Source organism: Hydrocarboniphaga effusa AP103, from assembly GCF_000271305.1.
Classification (GTDB): Bacteria; Pseudomonadota; Gammaproteobacteria; order Nevskiales; family Nevskiaceae; genus Hydrocarboniphaga; species Hydrocarboniphaga effusa.
This window is the reverse complement of the sequence record NZ_AKGD01000001.1, coordinates 64407-86824: the sequence shown is the minus strand read 5'-3', so window position 1 is coordinate 86824 and position 22418 is coordinate 64407. Positions and strand designations below refer to the sequence as shown.

The following is a 22418-nucleotide window of genomic DNA, read 5'->3' as shown; positions in this document are numbered from 1 at the left end:
TGTGCTTGGCGCCACCGCGGCGGCCGACGCGACCGCTCGGCAACCATGATCCTGCGACCGTGCAACGCCGGCTCAGACGATCTCGCCGAGCTTGGTTCCGACCGGATACGCGGCGCCTGCGGCGTGCAGAATCTTGAGCCTGCCCGAGGCGGGAGCCTCGATGTCCTGTATGGATTTGTCGCTTTCGAGCGAATACAGCAACTGTCCCTGCATCACCGCCGCGCCGTCGGCGACGAGCCAATCGGCGAGCGTTCCTTCGGTCATCGAAAAACCGAGCTTGGGAAGGACGATCGGCGTACTCATGGCGTGCTCATGTTCCGGAAGGCTGCGGGCTGCGGGCTAGTGTAGTGAGTATTCCTGTCGACCGGGAGCGCATGGCGCGGCGGATCAGCCTGCACGATCGGGCTTCGATAGTCGTGCGGCTTGCGGGCGAGTCGGCGCCTTTTTGCGGCGTTTACGTCCGCGTGCGAGCCGGAACGTCTATTGCAACCGATCGGCTGCGCACGGATGCGCATCGTAAAAACGCAAGGAGCACGACATGAACGACAAGACCCCAGTACGCAGGAAAATCGCCATTCTCGCCACCGACGGCTTCGAGCAGGACGAGCTCTTGGGGCCCAGGCAGCTGCTCGAGCAGGCCGGCCTCGAGGTCGAGGTGCTGGCCCCGGCCAAGACCGCCAACCCCGGCGAGATCAAGGCCTGGAAATTCACCGATTGGGGTGAGACCGTCCGCGTCGATCGCAAGGTCGACGACGCGAAGGTTCAGGACTACGAGGCGCTCGTATTGCCGGGCGGGCAGATCAACCCGGACAAGCTCAGGCTCGAGCCACGGGCCATCGACTTCATTCGCGCGTTCGGCCAGACCGGCCGGCCGATCGCGGCGATCTGCCATGGCCCGTGGACCCTGATCGACGCCGGCCTTGCGAAAGGCAAGCGCATGACGAGCTGGCCCTCGCTCAAGAACGACCTGAGCAATGCGGGCGCGCAATGGGCCGATGCGGAGGTCATCGTCGATGGCCCGATCATCACGAGCCGCAAGCCGGACGATATTCCGGCTTTCGTCGACGCACTGATCAAGCAGCTCGGCATCGACTCGAAGCAGAAGAAGCAGCGTAGTACGAACAGGGCAGGTCGGCAGCCCGCTGCTGACCGCCTTTTTAGCGCATGAACAAAAGTGGGTTAGCGCGCTGGCGCTAACCCACTTGTGAAGCGCCCGAATCGATCAGGCCGCTTTTTTCATCGCGCGCTGCGGCAGCGGTTGCGACTCGATGAGCTTGGCGCGCACCACGCCGCGAGGGCTGCCCTCGTCGCGCAGCTGCGTCATGAGCTGCTCTTTCAGAACGAGCATGCGCTGGCCGATCGCTTCGAGATCGAGCGAGGTCTTTTCCACATCGGGAAAGTAGTCCTTCTCTTCTTCCTTGACGTGATGCTGCACGTATTCCTTCAGTACAGTCACGTAAGCCTTGAACAGCGGCTCGTTCGCGCGCATGCCATCGAGCCGCTGGATCAGGCCCTTGAGACTCGCGTGCTCGACATAGGCTTCATCGACCTGATCCTGGCCGTCGCTCTTCAGCACGTTGCGCGACTCCGGGTAAAAGATGCGCTCTTCGAGTTCGGTATGAATGGCGAGCGCCTTGCAGATGCGGCTGACGATTTCGGTTTGATCGGGGCCGGTTGTGGCTTTCTCGAACGCCTCGAACATGGCATCGACTTCGCGATGATCGGTTTCGAGCAACTTGATCGCATGCGTGGAAGAACGCGGATTCATCAGGCTCATGGCTTGCCCTCCTGGCTGGCTATTGAGGGCTCCAAGATTAGGCGCACGTGCTGAATCGTCGCAGGCTTCAAACGGCCGCTTTTTCAGCATTCAAGTCAGGGCGCGTACACGCGTGCTGGCCGAGCATCGACGCTTCTTGAAACGCAAAAAACTCAGGAGGCGACGACGAATCGCAATGATCGAAACGATGACGGCAAGCAGGCTTCGCGGGCTCGAAACGAGCAACCGAAGCAGGGCAAGGATTCACCGCAGGAACGCGAGAAGAGCATCAACGGTGGACATCAAGGCAGCACGGGCCAACGTGACAAGCACGATCGCTAGAACGCAGACCGGTGATCAGCGCGCAGCGGTGTGGAGCTGCTGAGTGCCCTTGTCCCAACTTTCCTTGAGCCAGGTTTCGACCGCGTTCAAGGAGTGACCGAGGCCATCGAGAATGGCGTCCTCATCGGTTTTGTTAGGGCGGCCGAGGACGTAATTGAGCACCAGCGTCTTGTCGCCCGGATGGCCGATGCCGATGCGCAACCGACGGTAGGCCTCACCCTGTGACTTGTGGATGTCGCGCAAGCCGTTGTGTCCGCCGTGCCCGCCGCCAAGCTTGAGGCGCATGGTGCCGGCCGGCAGATCGAGTTCGTCGTGAGCGACGAGCAACTGGTTCGGAGTCAGCTTGTAGAAATTCGCAAGTGCCGAGACGGCTTGGCCGCTGCGATTCATGAACGTGGTCGGCTTGAGCAGCAGCACGTCTGCAGGGCCGATCTTCACGCGCGCGGTTTCGCCGAAGAACTTCGATTCCGTGCGGAAATTACCGCCGTAGCGCAGGGCCGCGAGATCGGCGAACCAGAAGCCGGTGTTATGGCGAGTGCGCGCGTATTCCGGCCCTGGATTACCGAGGCCGACGATGGCGTAGAGCGAGTCGGGCATTGCGTGTTTTTCGAGACTGCTGACGAGGCGGCGACCTTAACAAAAAAGCCCTGCCGATGAGGCAGGGCTTTTCGTTGAGCCGGAGCTGGTGTCGCGTCTGGGAGAGCAGACACTCGCCTGGGCGTCGATCCCGGCTTCGCCGGGCCCCGACGCGTGGCTCGGTCTGCTACTTCTTCTTCGGAGCCGGAGCCGCCTTGGCGTCCGCAGCCTTCTGGTTGGCGGCCGGAACTTCAGCGGAGGCCGGAGCGGCTTCCTCTTCTTCGGCGGCCTTCGGCAGGTGGATCGCGACGACCGCGAGGTCGTTGTCGTGCTTGAGTTCGACGAAGGCGACGCCTTCCGGCAGCGCGATCTGCGAGAGATGGATCGACTCGTTGACGTTGAGGCCGGAGATGTCGATCTCGAAAGCTTCGGGCAGATCCTTCGGCAAGCACTCGACTTCGACTTCGTTCAGCAGATGCTCGACATAGCCACCGCCGGTCTTGACGCCCGGAGCCACGTCGCCGCCCTTGAAGTGCAGCGGAACGCGGATGCGCAGGGCGACGTCGGCCTGGATGCGCTGCAGGTCGAGGTGCAGAACCTGCTCGCGAACCGGGTGACGGTGCAGATCCTTGAGCACGACCTGCTCGGATTCGCCGCCGACGTTCAGCGTGATGATGGCCGAGTAGAAGGCCTCGAGCTTGAGCTGCTTCCACAGTTCATTGTGGTTGACGGAGATCATCTGCGGCTCTTTCTTGCCGCCGTAGACGATGCCCGGGACCGAGCCCGCGTGGCGCAGACGGCGGCTCGCACCCGTTCCCTGCGCCGACCGTGCTTCGGCTTCGATAACGAATTTCTGTTTCATGGCAAAACTCCAAAAATGGTTGACGACCCGTAGCCGCGACCAGCCACGGGGGCGCGGATTCTACGGGAGCGGTCGCAAAGTCGCCACCGATCGCGGCGGCTCCGGGCTTGACGTTTGGCCGCAACCGGGCAGGCTAGCCGGCTTTCCGTAGCGACGAATCGGGCCCATCGTGCGCATCCTGCTGGTCGAAGACGACGAAATGATCGGCAGCGGCCTGCGTGCGGAGTTGCGCCACCGCGGCTACGCGGTCGACTGGCTGCAGGACGCACCTGGCGCCCTGACTGCCGCGATCACCGAGCATTTCGACCTGATCGTGCTCGATCTCGGGCTGCTGCGCGGCGATGGGCTCGAGGTGCTGCGCCAGCTGCGCACGCAGGGTGTCGCGTCCCCGGTGCTGATCCTCACCGCGCGCGACGCGATCGCGAGCAAGGTCGCCTGCCTCGACGCCGGTGCCGACGATTACCTGACCAAGCCCTTCGACCCGGACGAGCTCGCGGCCCGCATTCGCGCCCTGGTGCGGCGCAAGAGCGGGCAGAGCGGCCCGCTGATCGAGCATCGCGATCTGCTGCTCGACCCGGCCGCGCACAAGGCCACGCAGGCCGGCGTCGAGCTGGCGCTGTCCCCGCGCGAATTCGCGATCCTGCAGGCCCTGCTCGAACGCCCCGGCCAGGTGCTCTCGCGCAGCCAGCTCGAGGAGCGGCTCTACGGCTGGGGCGAGGAAGTGGAGAGCAATACCGTGGACGTTCACCTGTCCGGCCTGCGGCGCAAGCTCTCGGCCGGCTTCATCCAGAACGTGCGCGGGGTCGGCTGGCGGGTGGCGACATGAGCTCGCTGCGCACGCGCCTGCTGCTCTGGCTGCTCGGGGCCGTGCTGCTCACGGGCATCGCGGGCGCGGCGTTCCTGTACCGGCAGGCGCTCGCCGAGGCCGACATCGTGTTCGACCAGCAGCTGCAGGAAACCGCGCATGCCCTGCGCGACCGCAGCTTCCTGCAGCCCGCGCCCGAGTTCGGTGAGCGCGAAGCCGCGGCCGACCTGGTCGTTCAGGTCTGGAGCCTGACCGGCGTGCGCGTCTACCTGTCGCAGCGCCACGCGAGCCTGCCGGGCTTGACCACGCTGGGGTTTTCGACCGTGCGCACGCCCGAGGGCGAATGGCGCGTCTACGGCCTGCGCACGCCGTTCAACGTGATCCAGGTGGCGCAGCCGATGCGCGTGCGCGAATCGCGGGCCGCGCATCTGGCCGCTCGCGTGCTGTTGCCGCTGCTATTGCTGATGCCGGCGCTCGGCATGGTGATCTGGATCTCGGTCGGCCGCGTGCTCGCCCCGCTGCGCAAGCTTGCGCAACAGGTCGGCTCGCGGCCGGCCGTCGAATCGGCCCCGCTGCGCGAGCGGGGCCTGCCGGCCGAGGTGCGGCCGCTGGTGACCTCGCTGAACGATCTTCTCGGCCGCCTGAGCAGCCAGCGCGAGCGCGAGCGCCGCTTCATCGCCGACGCGGCGCACGAGCTGCGCACGCCGCTGACGGCCCTGCGCCTGCAGCTGCGCGGGCTCGACCAGGCCGGCGAGCAGGAGCGCCGCGCCGCGATCGAGGCGCTCGAATCCGGCGTCGGCCGGGCCTCGCGGCTCGTCGAGCAGATGCTCGCGCTGGCCCGGCAGGACGCGCCGGAGTCGGAGGCCGGCTCCGAATTCCGCCGGCCGCTCGTGCTGGCCGAACTCGCGCGCCAGGTGATCGGCGAGCTCTACGCTGCCGCCGAGGCCAAGCAGGTCGATCTGGGGCTCGATGACGCGGCCTCCGAAGCAGTGCTCGTCGGCGAGCCCGAGGCGCTCAAGACCCTGCTGCGCAACCTGCTCGACAACGCCATCCGCCATTCGCCGCAGGGCGGGCGCGTCGATGTGTCGGTGCGCAACGCCGGATCGACGATCGAACTCGTGGTGCTCGACCAGGGCTCGGGCATTCCGGAAGCCGAGCGCGGGCGCGTGTTCGATCGCTTCTACCGCGCGCCCGATGCGCCGCCGGGCGGCAGCGGGCTGGGCCTGGCGATCGTGCGCAGCATCGCCGAGGCGCATGCGGCCACGGTGACGCTGGCCGGCGGTGACGATGGGCGCGGGCTCAAGGTGATCGTGCGCTTCGCCGCGCAGAAAGGATCGAACTGATGCGGACCGAATCGCTGGCCGGGCTGGCCTTCGTGTTGCTCTGGAGCACGGGCTATCTGGCGGCCGAATTCGCGCTGCAGGGCAGTGGCGCGTTCACGCTCGCGGTGCTGCGCTTCGCCGGATCCGGGGCGATCGTCGGGCTCTGGCTGCTGGCGTGGCGACGGCCGGCCGCGGCCGCGTTCTCCGAACTCAGGCACGCGGCGATCGGCGGCGTGCTGCTGCAGGCCGGATTCTTCGGCTTCACCTACGCGGGCATGCGCGCGGGCGTTCCGCCGGCCGCCGCCGGACTCATCGCCGGGCTCATGCCGCTGACGACGGCGATCGGTGGCGCGGTGTTCCTCGGCGAGCGCCTGCGCCGCTATACGCCGATCGGCCTCGCGCTCGGGCTCGCCGGCGTGCTGTTCGTGATCGGGCCGAAACTCGTGGCACCGAGTTCGCTGCTCGGCTACGGCTTCATGCTGCTGGCGCTGCTGTCGCTGAGTTTCGGCACGCTCTACCAGAAGCGCCACACCACGCATCTGGACCCGCGGCTCTCGCTGGTGGTGCAGCTGCTCGCCTCGCTGATCGTGCTCGCGCCGTTCGCGATCGCGCTCGAAGGCCTGCACTACGTGCCGCAGACCCGCGTGCTGCTCGGCACCGCCTGGTCGATCCTGGTGAATTCCTGCGCGGGCCTGCTGCTGTACCTGTGGTTGCTGCGCAGGGGCGCGGCCGGCCGCACGGCCGGGCTGTTCTACCTGGTTCCGCCGGTCACGGCGCTGCTTGCAGCGCTGCTGCTCGACGCGGCCTTCGGCTGGCACGAGCTGGTCGGCCTGCTGCTGGCTTCACTGGGCGTCTGGCTCGGGCAGCGGGAGTAATTCGGGGAGAGAGGGTTCGTCTGAAAAGTGGGCGCACTTTCCGATCAGCCCCTCACCCGGCGCTTGCGCGCCACTCTCTCCCACGCGTGGGAGCGGGGACAATCAAACCCGGCGTGGCTCGTCTTAAATCTCTCTTAAATCTTCGCCCCCATCGTGGCTGCACGCGGAACGATTTCCGCGGCTTTCCACCGACTTGTCAGGAGCGTTTTGAAGATGAGCATGAAGATCGTACGCAATCCCTTCGCCGCGGCGTTGTTGGGCGCTGCGGCCGTCGCCGTGCCCGGCACCGCGCTCTTTGCGATGGGCCACGAAAACCCGAGCGTCGCAGTCGCAGCCCCGGTGGCCGCGCCGGCCAACGTCTCGGCCCGCGCCGCGCTGCCGGATTTCTCGGCCATGGTGCGCGCCTATGGCCCGGCCGTCGTCAACATCACCACCAAAGGCACCGTGAAGACTTCGGCGCGCGGCCAGCTGCGCGGCTTTCCGGGCTTCGGCGGTAACGGCGACGATCCATTTTCGCAGTTCTTCGGACAGATGCCGCAGCAGGAGCGCCCGACCTTCGGCGAAGGCTCCGGCTTCATCGTCGGCGCGGACGGCGTGATCCTGACCAACGCGCACGTCGTCGCCGATGCCAAGGAAGTCACGGTCAAACTCACTGACCGCCGCGAGTTCACCGCCAAGGTCATCGGCCAGGACGCCAAGAGCGACGTCGCCGTGCTCAAGATCGATGCGCGCGACCTGCCGACCGTCAAGCTCGGCAACCCCGAAGAGCTCAACGTCGGCGAATGGGTGGTGGCCATCGGCAGCCCGTTCGGCTTCGAAAACACGGTCACGCAGGGCATCGTCAGCGCCAAGGGCCGCACCCTGCCGGACGGCTCCTACGTGCCGTTCATCCAGACCGACGTCGCGATCAACCCGGGTAATTCGGGCGGCCCGCTGTTCAATCTCGACGGCGAAGTGGTGGGCATCAACTCGCAGATCTATTCGCGCAGCGGCGGCTTCCAGGGCGTGAGCTTCTCGATCCCGATCGACGTCGCGCTCAACGTCAGCAAGCAGCTGCAGACCAGCGGCAAGGTCACGCGCGGCAAGCTCGGCGTGACGATCCAGGCCGTCAACCAGCAGCTCGCGCAAAGCTTCGGGCTGGCGCAGCCCACCGGCGCGCTGGTCTCGAACGTCGAAGAGGACAGCGCCGCCGCCAAGGCCGGCGTGCAGCCGGGCGACGTGATCCTGGCCGTCGACGGCAAGCCTGTACAGGACTCGTTCGCACTGCCGTCGGCGATCGCGTCGATGCAGCCGGGTGCCAAGGTCGAGCTGACGGTCTGGCGCGACGGCAAGAAGCGCGATCTCACCGCCAAGCTGGAGGCGATGGACGATACCCAGGTTGCCAGTGCCGACGAAGGCGGCAAGGCCGATGCCGGCGGACGCCTCGGCGTCGCGGTGCGCCCGCTCACCAGCGACGAGAAGAAGCAGATCGACGTCAAGGGCGGCCTGGTCGTCGAGGACGTCGCCGCCGCGGCGGCCGAAGCCGGCATCCGCCCGGGCGACGTGCTGCTGTCGGCCAACGGCAAGACCATCGACAGCGCCAAGCAGCTGCGCGAGATCGTCGAAAAGTCCGACCGCCACATCGCCGTGCTGATCCAGCGCGGCGAGGCGCGAATCTTCGTGCCGGTCGATCTGGGCTGAACGATGCGTTGAACGATGGACCGCTGCGGCGGTCCATCGACGCGTGAGCCGGCAAAGGCGCCGGTTCACGCGGGCAACGAAGCCCGGACATCGCCAACGGCGGCGATCGCGGATCGGATGGAGCACAGACGAGCTCCGGATCGATGTCAGGAGAACAGCGCAGGCCCCATCGCCATCGCCGGGTCGCTGAAGCCATGACTGCCGGACTCCGCGCGTCCGGCATGACGCTGATGCCAGTCCGGCTTGCCTTCCAGGCTCACGGTGAAGTCGTACCAGTGCGCGCTCTTGCGCAAGCTCCAGTGCTTGCTGGCCGTGGTGCCGGGCTTCAGTTTGAGCTTCACGATGCCGTCGCCGTAGGCGTTGTCGACGATCGTCAGCGTCACCGGCTCGCTGCCGGCTGCCGCCTGCGCTTCGAGCGTCAGGCTGCCGTCGTCGCCGTGGCGAAACCGCAGTTGCGGGGCCGAGGCCGCGTCACCGATGCGGCCCTTGAAATGGCGCACGTGGCCGTTGACGCCATGCACCCAGAGGTCGAAAGCCCCGTCGGTGTCGGCGGTGGTCCAGCGATCCGTCAGCGACTTGCCGGCTTCGACCGTGTAGCGGCGCGGGATGCGCTTGGGCTGCAGGCGATCGTAGACCTGGAACACTGCGCCTTGAGCCCCGGTGTTGCCGAAGTCCAAGGCCAGTTGACCGTCTTGGCTGCGCGCGTCGACGTGCAGCGCGTAGGGCAGGGCGCGCGAGGGGCGCATGCCTTGCTCCTGCCAGACCGGCTGCGCCTGCGCGGGCGCGGCCGGCACGGCGAGCTTGTTTTGCGCGCTTTCGATTTCGGCGTAGTTCGCCACGTCCGGCAGGCGCGGAAAGCGGGCCGCATTCGGGTTCTTGAAGTCGAACGCGGAGCTCAGGTCGCCGCAGACCGCGCGATGCCAGGGGCTGATGGCCGGAATGCGCACGCCGAAGCGGCGCTCCAGGAATTGTCCGACCGAGGTGTGATCGGCTACCTGCGAATTGACCCAGCCACCGCGGCTCCACGGCGAGATCACGTACATCGGCACGCGCGGCCCGAGGCCCCAGGGCCGGCGCGTGCCGCTGATGACGTCCTCGCGCTTGAGATGGTTGCGATAGGGATCGTGGAAGAAATGGCCGGCCAGATCGAGGGTCGCGGCGCCCGCGAGCTTGCCGTCGGCATCGAACGAAGGTGGCGCGGGCGGCGGCAGGTGATCGAAGAAGCCGTCGTTCTCGTCGAAGGTCAGAAACAGCGCGGTCTTGCTCCAGACCTCCGGGTTGCGCGTCAGCGCGGCGAGCACTTCGCTGGTGAAGTGGCCGCCCTGCTGCGGGCTGGACGGGGCGCCCGGGTGCTCGGACTGCAGGCGCGTCGGCAGTATCCAGCTCACCTGCGGCAGCGTGTCCTGCTCGACGTGCTGGATCAGGTCGTCGATGCTCCAGTGCGACATGCCGTTGCGATAGATCGGAGAATCGCGTTCCGCTTCGCGGAAGCTCTTGAACGCCAGGCAGCCGTGCATCGCGCCGGTCCAGTTGTCGTTCGGGTCCTGGTAGACGCGCCAGCTCACGCCGGCCTCCTGCAATACGTCCGGAATCGTCGGCCAGGTCAGCGCGTTGCTCACGTACCGGTAGCCCGGCTCGGGCAGCGCGCCGGTGACCCAGCAGCGCAGGTTGTCGGGTTCGGAATCGACGTCGGTGCTGTCGATGCCGCGTGCGCGCAGCTGCGGATCGAAGCTGGAGCCGCTCCAGAACACGATGCGGTTCGGATCGGTGCCCGCGGTGATGGAGCAATGGTAGGCATCGCAGATCGTGAAGGCTTCGGCGAGCGCGTACTGGAACGGCACGTCGGCACGCCGATAGTGGCCCATCGAATACTGCGTCTTGTACAGCGGCCACTGCCCGAACAAGCCCTGGTTCCAGGCCGCCTGCGCGTCCGAATACGAATGCGGCGTATCGGGCACCAGCAGCGCGTTCATGCGCGCGCTGTCGAGGTGGTACGGCGGAATCTCGCGCTTGCCGTCGGATTGCCACCAGACCGACTTGCCCGAGGCCAGCGGAATCGGAAAGCGATCACCGAAGCCACGCACCCCGCGCAGGGCGCCGAAGTAGTGATCGAACGAGCGGTTTTCCTGCATCAGGATCACCACATGCTGCACATCGCGGATCGTGCCCGTTTCGCTGCGTGCGGAGATGGCCAGCGCATCGCGGATGGACAGCGGCAAGGCAGTGGCGCCGGCAGCGCCGCCGACCAGGCGCAGAAAGTCGCGGCGACTGCGAGTCGTCGTCATGGGAGCAGCTCCTGCTGTGGGGGTTAGATGAAGCGGGCGCGCAGGCGTCCGGCCAGATGTTCGAGCAGCACCACGGAGGCGAAGATCGCGAGCAGCAGCGTAGCCACGTGCCCGAAGTCGAACATCTCGAAGCGTCCCTTGAGTTCCTGCCCGATACCGCCGGCACCGACGATGCCGATCACCGTCGCGGTTCTTACATTGCGTTCGAGGATGTACTGCACCTGGCCGATCACCGACGGCAGCACCGCGGGCCAGACCGCATAACGCAGAACCTGCAGATCGCGCGCGCCCGCCGCGCGCAACGCATCCTGCGGAGCGCGCTCGGCGTTCTCGATGCTTTCGGCGAAGAACTTGCCCAGAAAGCCCGCGCTGTGCGCACCGAGCGCCAGCACGCCCGCGATCGGACCGAAGCCGAAGGCCAGCACCAGGAACAGCGCACTGACCAGATCAGGTATCGAACGCAGCAGGCTGCTGGTTCCGCGCGCCAGCGTGTGCAGTAGCGGATGCGGTGCGTAGTCGCGGGCTCCGAAATACGCCAGCGGAAAGGCCATCAGCAGCGCGACCAGCGTTCCCCACAGCGCCATTTCCACCGTTTCGAACATCAGGCCAGCCACGCGCCAGAGATAGCCCAGCGGCTGCACGAGCACCTCGCGCGCAACCACCTGGGTCTGCACTTGCAGCGTGGTCGGATCGAGGCTGCGCGTCAGCGACTGCTCCTGCTCGAGGTGCGAGCCCAGCGGCAGATGCTTGCGGTCGAAGCCTTCGATGCGCGCCACTTCGCGTCGCTCCGACAATTGCGGCGGCCACAGCGAGCTGCTCACACGCCGTACGCCATCGGCGACTTGCGAGGGCCCGCCAATTCCAAGCGCCGAACCCGCGGCCTCGGCGCTCAGCAGCAGCATGCGATCGATCTCGGTGCGCTTGGCCGAGAACAGCAGCAGCGCGATCACGAGCAGCCCGATCAGCAGCCGGCGCAGCGAGCCGCGCGGCTGCAGTTGCCACTGCTCGGGCGGTTTGGCCGCGAGCGCGCCGGTCTCAGGCATGCGCCCACTCCCGAAGCAGCGGTGCCCGCGCGTCCGCGTTCGCAGGGTCGGTGCGGACATGCGGATCCAAAGCGGAATAAAGCGAGGCATGCGCCGCCGCATCGAACTCGGACGGCACCCCGTCGAACACCACGCGCCCCAGGCGCAAGCCGACGATGCGATCGGCGAATTCCAGCGCCAGCTCGACCTGATGCAGCGTGCAGAGCACGGCAACGCCCTGCTCGTGCACGGTGTTGCGCAGCAGGCCCAGGATGTCGCGGCTGATGCGAGGGTCCAGGCTCGCGACAGGCTCATCGGCGAGGATCAGTTGCGGATCGCACATGAGCGCACGGGCGATGCCGACGCGTTGCTGCTGGCCGCCGGACAACTCGTCCGCGCGACGGTACAGCTGGTTTTCGTCCAGCCCGGCATCGGCGAGCGCGCGACAGGCGCGGCGGCGCTGCTCGTCGCTGAACGCGCCGGTCATCGAGCGCAGCAGGCCCATGCGCGGCAGCAGGCCGCAAAGCACGTTGTCGAGCACCGACAGGCGCCCGACCAGGCCGTAATGCTGATGAATGCTGCCGATGCGGCTGCGTTGCTGGCGCAGTCGCGCGGTCGTGAGCGTCACGCCGTCGAAGCGGATGTCGCCTTCATCAGGGCGCGTCAAACCATTGAGCATGCGTAGCAGCGTCGACTTGCCGGCGCCGGAAGGGCCGAGCACCACGCAGAACTGCGCGCGTGGCATCGACAGTTTGAGCTCGTCGAGCGCCCGGGTGCCATCGGCGTAGCGCTTGCTCACGCCATCGAATTCGACGAGCGCGCTCATCGCTGGCCCGCCTTCCGCAGAATCGCGCCGAGTTGCGGGTCGCCGATGCGTTCGAGCATCTGCGCGGGCTTGTCGAATGCGGCCTCCGGAAACGCGGCATCGTAGCGATCCACCGGGCTGTTGCCATAGCCGCGCAGCGAAGCCGCGGCGATGTGGCCGGCCTGGTGTACGCGCGCAAACGCTGTCTTGAGTTTCTGCTTGATGGCAACAGGCAAGGCGGTGCTCATCGCCAGGGGCGGATTCGGAATCGCCTCGCTGCGCGCGAGTACGCGGTAATCCTCGGCGTGTACCGAGCCCGCATCGACCGCGCGCAGATACGAATTGAAGCTCAGGCAGGCCGCATCGACGAGTCCGCTGCTCAGCGCGGCGAGGCTGGCGGCGTGGCTGCCGGTGATGCGCAACTCGGACAGATCACGCGCCGGATCGAGTCCGGCCTCCAGCAGCATCGCCACCTGATACGAGAAGCTCGACGTGGAGTTGATGTCGCCGAAGGACATGCGCTTTGCGCCCAGGTCGGCGAGTGTCTTGAACGGGGCGTTCGCGCGCACGAAGATGCCGGCGTAATAGCTCGATTCGCCGTCGCGCACCGAAACCGCGAGCAGCTCGGCAGCGCCGGCCTTGCGCGCCTGCACGTAGGCCACTGGGCCGAACCAGGCGACGTCGATGAGCCCCCCTTTCATCGCCTCGACCACGGCCGAATAGCTACTGCCGACCCGTAGCGAGAAATGCAGGCCGGTGTCCGCAGTGATGGCATCGAACAGCGGCTTGAAGTCGGCCAGCGTGCCGGTGGCGGTGCCGCCGTCGGCAGGAATCAGCATCACGCGTAGCGGACGCTGCGTGCTGCCGTCGTTCGGTGTGGCGAATGCGGAAGGAATGAATGCCAGCGCGGTGAACGCGACCAGCAAGCGGCGCAGCAGGTTCCAGATCATGAGGAGCTCGGGCGAGCGTGGGTCACAACGATGGGCGCAGCCTATGAGCCCCTGATTGCACCGTCGTGAAAGAAAAATCGATGAATCGCCGCCCGGCATGAAAATCTTCTATGGATCGGGCACCAAAGTCACGGCAATGAAAGATTGTTGCCGTTAACTGCGGGCCGTCCATAGATCACGTCGATAGATTACATGCGCCTACTGACCGGCCTGCGCGCCTTTCACTACACCGCCCGCTGCGGTAGCACCACCGCCGCGGCCATCGAGATGGGTGTCAGCCAGCCCACCGTTTCGGCGCAGATCGGTGCGCTCGAAAAGCAGTTCGGCGTGCAGCTGTTTCTGCAGATCGGCCGAAAGCTCATGACTACCGAATTCGCCGACAGCCTGCTGGTGATCACCAATCGCCTGTTCGCGCTCGAGGAGGAAGCGCATTCCATGCTCATGGAAGCCGAAGGCATGTTGCGCGGTCATCTGCGCATCGGTGCGGTCGGACCCTACAACGTCATGCCGGTGCTGGCTGCGTTCCAGAAGCGCCATCCGCGCATCTATGTGAGCCTGTCGGTCGGCGATTCATCGCAGATCGTCGATCGCATCCTCAATTATCACGCCGACCTCGGCGTGCTCGTGCACGACGTGCAGGACGAGCGTGTCGAAAGCGTGGCCTACCGGCGCCAGCCGCTGGTGGTGTTCGCGCATCGCGAACATCCGCTGGCGCGGCGTGGATCGCTCAGCGTGCACGATCTTCATGGCTGCGAATTCGTCGGCCGTGAAAGCGGTTCGACGACGCAGCGTGTCTTCAACCAGGCGCTGGAACGCGCGGGTGTTCGCGTGAAGCAGATCATGGAAATCGGCAGCCGCGAATCGATACGCGAAGCGGTCGCCAACGGCATCGGCCTCGGCGTGGTTTCGGAAGTGGCTTACGTCGACGATCACCGTTTGGTGCCACTGCCGATCGACGATCTCGATGCGGCCACATACTCGCACGTGATCTGCTTGCGCGAGCGCATGAAATCGCGGCTGGTGATGTCGTTCCTCGAGTTGGTGCATCAGTTGCGCGCGGAACTCGAAGCGACGGACCGACGTCTGCCCAGCGCGGAGCTGGCGGTTCGTCCGCTTGCCGGTCGTGCACCTATAGAAGGATTGGGGCTCGGCACAAATCCCTGAATATCAGAACATTTCGTTCATTTTCCTGACATCGGTCAGAAAAAGAACCGCACCAGACTTCGGGGCAGGGCGATCGCAATTGATCGCCAAGCACGACGCACCGGCATTCGATCGCCGCTGCTGTGTCGTGTCGAGAATTCAAACGCTATCCCGAAGGAGCCTTCCGATGTCCGCGATTCATGTTCGCGTGCCGTTCCGGCGCGCGCTGTTGTCCCTTGCCGTCGGCGCGACGATCTGCAGCTTGCCTGCACAGGCACAGGATGCGGTCGCTCCTGCGGCTGTGGATCTGCTGGTGGCACAGGCGGGCGCCGGCGCCGCCGTCATCGAGGCGGCGCAGGCCGCAGTGGCGGTCAGTGCGGTCGAGGAGGTCGAGGTGCTCGGCCACGAGCGCGTGACCGCAGTGGCGCAGGATCTGAAGCAGTTCGGCAATCAGGTGCAGGTGATCAGCGCGGAGCAGATCGAGGCCGGCGGCTACACCAACATGGCCGAACTCGCGCAGGGTCTGATCGCAGGCGCCTATGTGGGCTACTCGCCCGACGAAGGCGAATTCACCATCCGTCTCGATGGCGGCGGCGATCGCGACACGCTGGTGACGCTGGACGACGTGCCGCTGTACGACCGCGGTCCGGGTGTCGAGGACATCTGGGGTTCGACGCTGATCGATCCGCACATGATCGAATCGGTGGAAGTGTTCCGTGGCGGCCAGAGCCTGTACTTTGGCAGCAACGCCGGCGTCGGTCTCGTGAGCATTCGCACCAAGAAGCCCGATGGTACGCAAAAAGGCGAGATGGGTTTCAGCTACGGCAGCTTCAACACGCGCGAGATCTGGGGCAATTACTCGTTTCCGCTGACCGCCTCGGGCAAGCACAGCGTGATGTTCTACGGCGGCCGCCTGGACACCGACGGGCCGACGATCTTCTCGCGCGAATCGCAGACCGACAACCATCTTGCCGCCGGCGGCATCACCGACTATTCCAACTCGCGTGACGACATCGGCGTGAAGTACCTGTGGAAGATCGACAGCAGCAGCCAGCTGCTCGCGAATCTGCAGTACGTGCAGATCGATTTCCAGGACACCTTCCCGAACACGACGATCTACGGCCCCACGAAGTCGAAGATGCCGCTGTTCAACCTGAGCTACAACAAGACCTGGTCGAGTGCCGTACGCACCGACATCACCGCCTCGTATCGCAAGCCCGAGCTCATCAACACCAAGTTCCTGCCTGAAATCTGCCGCATCGAGGCCGGCTGCCAGAGTCCGGGCAACCCGAGCACGACGATCGAGTGGGGTCATTGGACCGGGCGCCTGGAGCCCCAGACGCAGCGCGGTATCGGCATCAACGCGATTCCCGCCGGCTTCGAAGAGATGATCGTCACCGCGCTCAACCACGTGAGTTTCACGCCGTCGGTCGGCGCCACGCTCGGCGCGCAGTCCACCAACTATCGCGATGCCTCCGATGCGCGAGTTCGCATCGATGACGACATCGTCTCGAGCAACGCACTGATCGCCGATCTTCACCTGACGCCGACTTTCAGCCCCGGCACCAATCTGTCGATCGCCGGCCGCGTCGAAAACGAGAAGTCGTTCGGAACCAAGACCATCGGCAAGTTCGGCCTGCACCAGAATCTGCCGGGCAGCACCTTCGTTCGCGTCAACGGCGGCAACTCTTTCAGCCTGCCACGCACCAACGAGCTGTACTCGAATACCGACACCATGGTCGGCAATCCCGATCTGAAGCCCGAGAAGACCAAGACGCTCAACTACGGCGCGGGCGCCAACCTGCGGTTCGGAGAAGCGCAGGTGCAGGTCGAGATCGGCGGCTTCGCCACCGACATCACCGATCGCATCCAGTCCACCAGCGGACTGACGCCGAACACGCGCTACAACACCGACGCCGTCACCGAGATTCGCGGCATGGTCGCCGACGTCCAGGTCCAGCTCGCCAGCAACTGGCTGCTCAGCGCCAACTACACGCAGCAGAAGGCCGAAGTCGAGGGCACCCATCGACAGATCGATGCGACACCCGAATGGTTCGCAACCGGCCAGCTGCGCTATACCACCAGCGATCGCCGCTACCAGTTCAACCTGCTGCCGCGCCTGCAGGGCCGCACGATCACCAACGGTCCCATCGCTAGCGTGCCCGCGTACAACTGGGGCGATTGGTTCGTGCTCAACGCCACCGCTCAGTACTGGGCCGGCGAGGGGCGTGAACATCGTCTGCAACTGCGCCTGGAAAACATCCTCGACGAGGACTACAGCAACCGCGGCCTGTTCGGAAACCTGCAGTACGCCTCGGCCGGCGTGCGCCGCGAAGTGCTGCCGACCGATCCCGAGTACTACTACCCGTACGCGTTCCAGGCCAAGCCGCGCAGCGTGTTCTTCACGTACTCGTATGAGTTCTGAGTCCGGGACGGTGATGTCGACGCTCCGCCGTCGTTATCGTGGAATCGTGTTCGATCTCGACGGCACGCTGCTGGATACGCGTGCCGGCATGATCGAAGCCATCAATGCGGTGCTGCGGGAGCACAAACTGCAGCCCGTCGATGCGCAGGACCTCGCGCACAGCGTGCACTTCGGGCTCGATGCAATGCTGCGGCAGGCGCTGGAGTTGCGCGGCAGCGGCGAGTCCGTCGAGGCGCTGGCGCGGCAGGTCCGGCAGCGCTATCTGCGGACCGCGTCGGAATCGGTCCGGCTGTTCGACGGCGCTCGCGAGCTGCTGACCGCACTGAGCGCCGAGCGGGTGTGGCTGGCGATCTGCAGCAATCAGTCACAGGAAAGCGCCATGCGGCTGCTGGCGTCGTTCGGGATCGCCGGCTACTTCGACGCGGTGGCCGGTGGCGACACGCTCGAACGGCGCAAGCCCGACCCGCTGCCGCTGCAATGGCTGCTCGATCGCGGCGGCCTGCGGCCGAACGAAGTGCTCATGATCGGCGACAGCGACGTCGATCGCCGTTGCGCCGAAGCCGCCGGTGTCGATGTCGTGCTCATGGAGCACGGCTACGGCCTCGCCGAGGTGACCGAGCCGTGCGCGCGCTGGGCCAATTTTCGCGCGGTGGCTGGCGAATTGGTTCGCTGATCGCGATCGCAATGCGGGGCTCGACCGCGGCCCGCGAGCGGTCGCAAGCGAAAAGAGCACGCCATGGGCGTGCTCTTTTCGTTCGCGTAGAACGCAGGACGGGCCGTGGCCCGCCCGGCGGCGATCAATCGAGATACAACGAGCTGACCGATTCCTCCGCGCTCACGCGGCGGATGGTTTCGGCGAGCAGGCCGCCGATCGAGAGCTGGCGGATCTTCGGGCAGGCGGCGGCTTCGGGCGTCAGCGGGATGGTGTCGGTGACCACCAGCGTGTCGAGGCGCGAGTTGGTGATGTTGCTGATCGCCTTGCCCGACAGCACCGGGTGGGTGACGTAGGCGACGACCTTGATCGCACCGGCGTCCTTGAGCGCGCCGGCGGCCTGGCCGAGCGTACCGGCGGTGTCGACCAGATCGTCGACGAGCACGCAGGTCTTGCCGCGCACGTCGCCGATGATGTTCATGACCTTGGCTTCGTTCGGGCGCGGGCGGCGCTTGTCGATGATGGCGAGGTCGGCGTCGTCGAGGCGCTTGGCGACCGCGCGCGCGCGGACCACGCCGCCGACGTCGGGCGACACGACGATCAGGTTGTCGTACTTCTGGCGCCAGATGTCGCCGAGCAGCACCGGCGAGGCGTAGACGTTGTCGACCGGAATGTCGAAGAAGCCCTGGATCTGGTCGGCGTGCAGGTCGACCGTGAGCACGCGGTTGGCGCCGCACTCGCCGATCATGTCGGCGCAGACCTTGGCCGAGATCGGCACGCGGGCGCTGCGCGGGCGACGATCCTGACGCGCGTAGCCGAAGTAGGGCACCACGGCGGTGACGCGGCCTGCCGATGCGCGCTTGAACGCATCGAGCATCATCACCAGCTCCATGAAGTTGTCGTTGGTCGGCGCGCAGGTCGGCTGGATCACGAATACGTCCTTGCCACGGACGTTCTCGAGGATCTCGACCTGCACCTCGCCATCGGAGAACCGGGTGACCGATGCCTTGCCGAGGGGAATCTTCATGTAGTTGGCAATTTCGCGAGCCAGCTGGGGGTTCGCATTGCCCGTGAAGAGCATCAACTGTGCATCGGCCATCGGAATCGATCTCGTCGCAAGGAAACTACGGTGAGCTGTTGCCTGGGCAACTTGACTTGTCGGTCGTTACCGACCGACAAGCGACGCAACCTAAAATTGGCTGGGGCGGATGGATTCGAACCGTTCGGAAGGTTCGGGATCAAAACCCGCCTTTCACCGCACTTACAAATTGGCTGGGGCGGATGGATTCGAACCGTTCGGAAGGTTCGGGATCAAAACCCGCCTTTCACCACACTTACAAATTGGCTGGGGCGGATGGATTCGAACCACCGAATGACGGGATCAAAACCCGCTGCCTTACCACTTGGCTACGCCCCAAATTTGAGAGTCTTTCTGGTGCCGGAACAACAGCCGGCCCTCAGAGGCCGCGCATTATATCCGCGAGTGGCGAGCGATTCAGCCCTTTTCCAACAAAAGCTTGCCAGTGGCTCGGAACCGCTTGACGCACGCGCTCGGCCTCGAGCAGCGAGTCGAAGGCTACGAAGCAGGAAGCCCCGGTGCCGGACATGCATGCCTTGCCGTGCGCCGACAGCCAGTCGAGCACTGCACCGACCTGCGGGTGACGCGCGCGCGTCACCGCCTCGCAGACGTTGATGCCTTCGCCGGCCTTGAAACCGGCGAGATCGATCGGCGGCCGATCGCGCTGGAGTTCGGGCGCGTCGAAGATTTCCGCTGTCGAGACCTGAACGGGCGGGGTGACGACGAGGAAGTAAGGCTCGGGCAGCTCGATGGGCCAGAGCTTCTCGCCGATGCCTTCAGCCCAGGCCGAGTGGGCGCGCACGAACACCGGCACGTCGGCGCCCAGGCGCAGGCCGATGCCGGCGATTTCGTCGTACGGAATGCCGAGGTTCCAGAGCCGGTTCAGCGCCACCAGCGTGGTCGCGGCGTCGCTCGAACCGCCGCCGAGGCCACCGCCGAACGGGATGCGCTTACGCACCCGGATATCGGCGCCCAGGCCGGCGCCGCTGATCTCGCTGAGCAGGCGCGCCGCCCTGAGGACCAGGTCCCGATCGTCCGGGATGTCGTAATTGCCTTCGACGCGCCGGCAGATGCCGTCGCCGCGCGGAGTGAAGTACAGCGAGTCGCCGTAATCGAGGAACTGGAAGACCGTCTGCAGCAGGTGATAGCCATCGGCGCGTCGGCCGGTGACATGCAGGAACAGGTTCAGCTTCGCCGGCGCGGGCCAGGCGAATTCCACATTGAAAGGATGGGTCATCGGGCAGACAACTTTGTAGCGTCAACGGGACTACGGGTTATGGTGAGCCGATCTCGGGCTGCAGATTCCAGCGGTCGATCAGCAGTTTGAGCCGTACCTGGCCGTTGTCGGCCTCGAAGCGGCGCGGGAGATCGTACTCGCCTTCGCGTCGATATTCAGAATAGGTGAGCTTCCAGCCGTTCTGGATCAGCGTCTCGAGCCGGCCCTGGGCATCGAGCGAGGGCTGCGACGGAATCCGCGGGTTCGGGACGCCGAGCGCCCAGTAGCGCAAGCCGCTGATCGGCAGCGTCCAGCCGTAGCGGTGGCGGATCCAGCCTTCGGGGTCGGCGGTCTGTTGCACGCCGTCGCTGTTGCGCACTTCGACCAGATCAGCATCGCCGCGCAGTTCCACTGCTCCGGCTCCGAAGGGCCCGGCCAGGCGCAGCTCGAAATGCCGGTCTGCGCGTTCGAGCCAGTGCAGATCGGCGCGAAAGCCGAGTTCGGCGCTCGCGGCGCGTCCGTCGACCTGGAAGGATTCGATGCCGAGGATCTGGGCCTCGTGGCGGGCATAGGCCGCGCCTTTCTCGGCCGAACTGAGCTCGCGCTGTTGCGGCGAGAGCGAGCAGCCGGCCAGCAACAGCAGCGCGGCCAGCGCCGCGACCAGTGCCTTCATGGCGACAGGCGCTTGATGGTTTCCTTGAGCACTTCGTGATCCGGGCTGCCCTTGAGTGCGTCGCTCCAGACCGCCTTGGCCTGATCGCGCTGGCCGAGCGTCCACAGTACTTCGCCGAGATGCGCGGCGATCTCCGGATCGGGCGTGATTCCATGCGCCTTTGCGAGCAGATCTTTGGCGGTCTCGGCCTTGCCGAGCTTGAAGTTGATCCAGCCGAGGCTGTCGATGATGGCCGGGTCTTCGGGCTCCAGCTTCAGCGCTTTTTCGATCAGGTCGCGCGCCTCGGGCAAGCGATCCTTGCTGCCGTTGCTGAGCATGTAGCCGAGCGCATTGAGGGCGCGCGCATCGTCGGGCTTGGCCTTCAGAATGCCGCGCAGATCGGCTTCGGCCTCGGCGCTGCGCCCGAGCTGGTCGAACACGAGCGAGCGGCCGTAGAGCAGATCGGCATTGCCGGGCAGCTCGCGCAAGCCGTCGTTGTAGGCGGCGAGCGCTTCGTCGCGGCGGCCGGCGGTCAGCAGCATCTCGCCTTCGGCGAGCAGCAGGCGCTCGCGCAACGGCGGGAACTGGTCGCGCATGCGATGCAGGGTCTCGCGCGCCTGGTCGACGCGACCGAGGCGCGTGAGCACGGCGGCGCGGCGCACGGCCGCGTCGAGTGCCTGCGGCCCGCTGCCGACCGAGTCGTAGAGCGACAGCGCGTCGTCGTAGCGCTTCTGCTGCTCGGCAATGCGACCGAGCTGGAAACGCGCGTCGGGGCCGCGATCGATGTCCTTGGACAGCTGCTCGAACTGCTTGCGCGCGCCGTCGAGATCATTGTCGTTGAGCTGGAACACGGCGAGCGCGTAGCGCGCGTCCTTGTTCTTGGCATCGGCCTTGAGGATGCGCTCGACCTGCTGGCGAGCCCGATCGCGCTGCTGCGATTCGACCAGCAGCTTGGCGTAGGCCATGCGCATGTCGGCGCTTTCCTTCGGATACTTCCGGGTCAGCGCCTCGATGCTGCGATCGGCCTCGTCGAGCTTGCCGGCGCGCACGAGCACGCCGACGAGCAGCAGCACGTTCTCGCGCGAATCCGGGTTCAGCTCGACGGCCTTGCGGATCGCGGTCTCGGCGGTATCGACCCGATCCTGGCGCAGGGCCAGCAGGGCGGTGGCGTAATAGGCGCCCGATTCCTTCGGATATTCGCTGCTCAGGCGGTCGAGCACCGCGATGGCGGTGTCGTTCTTGCCGGGTTGCTGGACCATCAGCACGCCGACGTGACGGAAGCCGTCTTCGCGACCGCCGCCGTGACCTTCGACGATGGCCTTGGCCTGCGTGTAGGCGCCTTCGACTTCGTTGCGCTGCAGGTTCATCGCGAGCAGCACTTCGCGCGGATCCATGTTGTTGGCGTCGAGCTCGAGCCAGCGCTGGGCGGCCAGCTCGACGAGATTGGCGCTGCCGGCCGTGAAGGCCAGGCCGGTCGCGCGGGCGGCGAGCGCCGGATCGTCGACCTTGCGCAGCGCGGCGAGAAATTCGGCTGCCGCCAGCCCGGGCTCGTTGCGGGCCGCGGCCATTTCGCCGGCCATGATGTGAAAGCGCGCTTCCGGATCGGTGACGGTGGCGCCCGAGGTGGATTCGGCCTCGACGGTCTGTACCGGCGCATCGTCGTCCTTCTGCGCCCAGGCGTTCGGGGCGATCGAAGTCGCCAGCAGGGCCGAAGCCAGGGTGATAGGGGCAAGGCGGCGATGCAAAGGTCGGGTCACGAAGAGTCCAAGGCGAGACTTGAAGGGTTGGCGATTCACGCGACGGCGTTCAGGCCAATCGGCATGTCCTGAGACTGTTCAATGGTAGCGTGGTTCCTGAGCCCCTTGAGCACGAATTTTGCGACGCCCGGAACAGCGCTGGCTTGTCCTAAGGGCGGGGCTGCCAGACAATAGGGGGATTCACGGATTGGCTTGCCCGGCGCTGAAGGCGCAAG

At 66.0% G+C, this 22418-nt stretch carries 20 protein-coding genes and 1 tRNA gene; 8 read left to right on the top strand and 13 right to left on the bottom strand.

What is annotated here, in order from left to right; genetic code table 11:
- Window positions 1–72 precede the first annotated feature (72 nt).
- Window positions 73–303: a lipoyl domain-containing protein gene (locus WQQ_RS00325; RefSeq protein WP_007183215.1), complete on the bottom strand. Its 231-nt coding sequence runs from the start codon at window positions 301–303 to the stop codon at window positions 73–75.
- A 235-nt stretch (window positions 304–538) separates the two neighbouring features.
- Between WQQ_RS00325 and WQQ_RS00320 the strand changes: the two genes are divergently transcribed.
- A complete protein-coding gene (locus WQQ_RS00320; protein ID WP_007183214.1) occupies window positions 539–1168 on the top strand; it encodes a type 1 glutamine amidotransferase domain-containing protein in 630 nt (209 codons plus the stop codon).
- 54 nt (window positions 1169–1222) lie between these two features.
- Here WQQ_RS00320 and WQQ_RS00315 read toward each other — a convergent pair whose 3' ends face one another.
- The 3 genes from WQQ_RS00315 to WQQ_RS00305 all read right to left on the bottom strand — a co-directional run bounded on the left by WQQ_RS00315 (window position 1223) and on the right by WQQ_RS00305 (window position 3536).
- Window positions 1223–1777 (bottom strand): hemerythrin domain-containing protein, encoded by a 555-nt coding sequence (locus WQQ_RS00315; RefSeq protein ID WP_007183213.1) that lies wholly within the window; start codon window positions 1775–1777, stop codon window positions 1223–1225.
- A 336-nt stretch (window positions 1778–2113) separates the two neighbouring features.
- On the bottom strand, window positions 2114–2695 hold the full coding sequence (gene pth, locus WQQ_RS00310) for an aminoacyl-tRNA hydrolase (protein ID WP_007183211.1): 582 nt from the start codon (window positions 2693–2695) through the stop codon (window positions 2114–2116).
- A gap of 166 nt (window positions 2696–2861) precedes the next feature.
- Window positions 2862–3536 (bottom strand): 50S ribosomal protein L25/general stress protein Ctc, encoded by a 675-nt coding sequence (locus WQQ_RS00305; protein WP_007183210.1) that lies wholly within the window; start codon window positions 3534–3536, stop codon window positions 2862–2864.
- 169 nt (window positions 3537–3705) lie between these two features.
- Here WQQ_RS00305 and WQQ_RS00300 point away from each other — a divergent pair, with 169 nt between their 5' ends.
- The 4 genes from WQQ_RS00300 (at window position 3706) to WQQ_RS00285 (ending at window position 8218) form a co-directional block, all read left to right on the top strand.
- Complete coding sequence (locus WQQ_RS00300) at window positions 3706–4362, top strand: response regulator transcription factor (RefSeq protein WP_007183209.1); 657 nt, start codon at window positions 3706–3708, stop codon at window positions 4360–4362.
- Window positions 4359–5684 carry an ATP-binding protein gene (locus tag WQQ_RS00295; protein WP_007183208.1) on the top strand — a complete coding sequence of 442 codons (1326 nt, stop codon included), beginning with the start codon at window positions 4359–4361 and terminating at the stop codon, window positions 5682–5684. Before WQQ_RS00300 ends, WQQ_RS00295 begins: the two co-directional genes overlap by 4 nt.
- Window positions 5684–6538: a DMT family transporter gene (locus WQQ_RS00290; RefSeq protein WP_007183207.1), complete on the top strand. Its 855-nt coding sequence runs from the start codon at window positions 5684–5686 to the stop codon at window positions 6536–6538. The genes WQQ_RS00295 and WQQ_RS00290 overlap by 1 nt, the downstream gene beginning before the upstream one ends.
- Window positions 6539–6751: 213 nt before the next feature.
- Window positions 6752–8218, top strand: a complete 1467-nt coding sequence (locus WQQ_RS00285; protein ID WP_050997538.1) for a DegQ family serine endoprotease — start codon at window positions 6752–6754, stop codon at window positions 8216–8218.
- A 146-nt stretch (window positions 8219–8364) separates the two neighbouring features.
- Here the strand turns inward: WQQ_RS00285 and WQQ_RS00280 are convergent, their stop codons facing one another.
- The 4 genes from WQQ_RS00280 to WQQ_RS00265 are packed head-to-tail and all read right to left on the bottom strand — an operon-like array spanning window position 8365 to window position 13280.
- Window positions 8365–10503 (bottom strand): phosphocholine-specific phospholipase C, encoded by a 2139-nt coding sequence (locus WQQ_RS00280; protein WP_007183205.1) that lies wholly within the window; start codon window positions 10501–10503, stop codon window positions 8365–8367.
- A gap of 23 nt (window positions 10504–10526) precedes the next feature.
- Complete coding sequence (gene phnE, locus WQQ_RS00275) at window positions 10527–11546, bottom strand: phosphonate ABC transporter, permease protein PhnE (RefSeq protein ID WP_007183204.1); 1020 nt, start codon at window positions 11544–11546, stop codon at window positions 10527–10529.
- The gene (gene phnC, locus WQQ_RS00270) at window positions 11539–12351 is read right to left on the bottom strand and encodes a phosphonate ABC transporter ATP-binding protein (protein WP_007183203.1); all 813 of its coding nucleotides are present in this window, start codon (window positions 12349–12351) and stop codon (window positions 11539–11541) included. Before phnC ends, phnE begins: the two co-directional genes overlap by 8 nt.
- Window positions 12348–13280: a phosphate/phosphite/phosphonate ABC transporter substrate-binding protein gene (locus WQQ_RS00265; protein WP_007183202.1), complete on the bottom strand. Its 933-nt coding sequence runs from the start codon at window positions 13278–13280 to the stop codon at window positions 12348–12350. The genes phnC and WQQ_RS00265 overlap by 4 nt, the downstream gene beginning before the upstream one ends.
- Window positions 13281–13472: 192 nt before the next feature.
- Here WQQ_RS00265 and WQQ_RS00260 point away from each other — a divergent pair, with 192 nt between their 5' ends.
- The 3 genes from WQQ_RS00260 to WQQ_RS22710 all read left to right on the top strand — a co-directional run bounded on the left by WQQ_RS00260 (window position 13473) and on the right by WQQ_RS22710 (window position 17521).
- On the top strand, window positions 13473–14444 hold the full coding sequence (locus tag WQQ_RS00260; RefSeq protein ID WP_007183201.1) for a LysR substrate-binding domain-containing protein: 972 nt from the start codon (window positions 13473–13475) through the stop codon (window positions 14442–14444).
- Between the two features lie 166 nt (window positions 14445–14610).
- The gene (locus tag WQQ_RS00255) at window positions 14611–16848 is read left to right on the top strand and encodes a TonB-dependent receptor plug domain-containing protein (protein WP_007183200.1); all 2238 of its coding nucleotides are present in this window, start codon (window positions 14611–14613) and stop codon (window positions 16846–16848) included.
- A gap of 13 nt (window positions 16849–16861) precedes the next feature.
- Complete coding sequence (locus tag WQQ_RS22710) at window positions 16862–17521, top strand: HAD family hydrolase (RefSeq protein WP_050997537.1); 660 nt, start codon at window positions 16862–16864, stop codon at window positions 17519–17521.
- 124 nt (window positions 17522–17645) lie between these two features.
- On the opposite strand, the gene WQQ_RS00245 is transcribed toward WQQ_RS22710, so the two are convergent.
- The 5 genes from WQQ_RS00245 to WQQ_RS00225 form a co-directional block, all read right to left on the bottom strand.
- On the bottom strand, window positions 17646–18599 hold the full coding sequence (locus WQQ_RS00245) for a ribose-phosphate diphosphokinase (RefSeq protein ID WP_007183198.1): 954 nt from the start codon (window positions 18597–18599) through the stop codon (window positions 17646–17648).
- 243 nt (window positions 18600–18842) lie between these two features.
- Window positions 18843–18917, bottom strand: a tRNA-Gln gene (locus WQQ_RS00240).
- 40 nt (window positions 18918–18957) lie between these two features.
- On the bottom strand, window positions 18958–19815 hold the full coding sequence (gene ispE, locus WQQ_RS00235; RefSeq protein WP_007183197.1) for a 4-(cytidine 5'-diphospho)-2-C-methyl-D-erythritol kinase: 858 nt from the start codon (window positions 19813–19815) through the stop codon (window positions 18958–18960).
- Between the two features lie 37 nt (window positions 19816–19852).
- Complete coding sequence (gene lolB, locus WQQ_RS00230; RefSeq protein WP_007183196.1) at window positions 19853–20467, bottom strand: lipoprotein insertase outer membrane protein LolB; 615 nt, start codon at window positions 20465–20467, stop codon at window positions 19853–19855.
- Window positions 20464–22203, bottom strand: a complete 1740-nt coding sequence (locus WQQ_RS00225) for a tetratricopeptide repeat protein (protein WP_157534453.1) — start codon at window positions 22201–22203, stop codon at window positions 20464–20466. Before WQQ_RS00225 ends, lolB begins: the two co-directional genes overlap by 4 nt.
- Window positions 22204–22418: the final 215 nt, after the last annotated feature.

What these genes read in the sequence shown, in the direction of transcription:
- WQQ_RS00325 (WP_007183215.1), bottom strand. Translation starts at nt 303, where the DNA reads ATGAGTACGCCGATCGTCCTTCCCAAGCTCGGTTTTTCGATGACCGAA.
- WQQ_RS00320 (WP_007183214.1), top strand. Translation starts at nt 539, where the DNA reads ATGAACGACAAGACCCCAGTACGCAGGAAAATCGCCATTCTCGCCACC.
- WQQ_RS00315 (WP_007183213.1), bottom strand. Translation starts at nt 1,777, where the DNA reads ATGAGCCTGATGAATCCGCGTTCTTCCACGCATGCGATCAAGTTGCTC.
- pth (WP_007183211.1), bottom strand. Translation starts at nt 2,695, where the DNA reads ATGCCCGACTCGCTCTACGCCATCGTCGGCCTCGGTAATCCAGGGCCG.
- WQQ_RS00305 (WP_007183210.1), bottom strand. Translation starts at nt 3,536, where the DNA reads ATGAAACAGAAATTCGTTATCGAAGCCGAAGCACGGTCGGCGCAGGGA.
- WQQ_RS00295 (WP_007183208.1), top strand. Translation starts at nt 4,359, where the DNA reads ATGAGCTCGCTGCGCACGCGCCTGCTGCTCTGGCTGCTCGGGGCCGTG.
- WQQ_RS00290 (WP_007183207.1), top strand. Translation starts at nt 5,684, where the DNA reads ATGCGGACCGAATCGCTGGCCGGGCTGGCCTTCGTGTTGCTCTGGAGC.
- WQQ_RS00285 (WP_050997538.1), top strand. Translation starts at nt 6,752, where the DNA reads ATGAGCATGAAGATCGTACGCAATCCCTTCGCCGCGGCGTTGTTGGGC.
- WQQ_RS00280 (WP_007183205.1), bottom strand. Translation starts at nt 10,503, where the DNA reads ATGACGACGACTCGCAGTCGCCGCGACTTTCTGCGCCTGGTCGGCGGC.
- phnE (WP_007183204.1), bottom strand. Translation starts at nt 11,546, where the DNA reads ATGCCTGAGACCGGCGCGCTCGCGGCCAAACCGCCCGAGCAGTGGCAA.
- phnC (WP_007183203.1), bottom strand. Translation starts at nt 12,351, where the DNA reads ATGAGCGCGCTCGTCGAATTCGATGGCGTGAGCAAGCGCTACGCCGAT.
- WQQ_RS00265 (WP_007183202.1), bottom strand. Translation starts at nt 13,280, where the DNA reads ATGATCTGGAACCTGCTGCGCCGCTTGCTGGTCGCGTTCACCGCGCTG.
- WQQ_RS00260 (WP_007183201.1), top strand. Translation starts at nt 13,473, where the DNA reads ATGCGCCTACTGACCGGCCTGCGCGCCTTTCACTACACCGCCCGCTGC.
- WQQ_RS00255 (WP_007183200.1), top strand. Translation starts at nt 14,611, where the DNA reads ATGTCCGCGATTCATGTTCGCGTGCCGTTCCGGCGCGCGCTGTTGTCC.
- WQQ_RS22710 (WP_050997537.1), top strand. Translation starts at nt 16,862, where the DNA reads ATGTCGACGCTCCGCCGTCGTTATCGTGGAATCGTGTTCGATCTCGAC.
- WQQ_RS00245 (WP_007183198.1), bottom strand. Translation starts at nt 18,599, where the DNA reads ATGGCCGATGCACAGTTGATGCTCTTCACGGGCAATGCGAACCCCCAG.
- ispE (WP_007183197.1), bottom strand. Translation starts at nt 19,815, where the DNA reads ATGACCCATCCTTTCAATGTGGAATTCGCCTGGCCCGCGCCGGCGAAG.
- lolB (WP_007183196.1), bottom strand. Translation starts at nt 20,467, where the DNA reads ATGAAGGCACTGGTCGCGGCGCTGGCCGCGCTGCTGTTGCTGGCCGGC.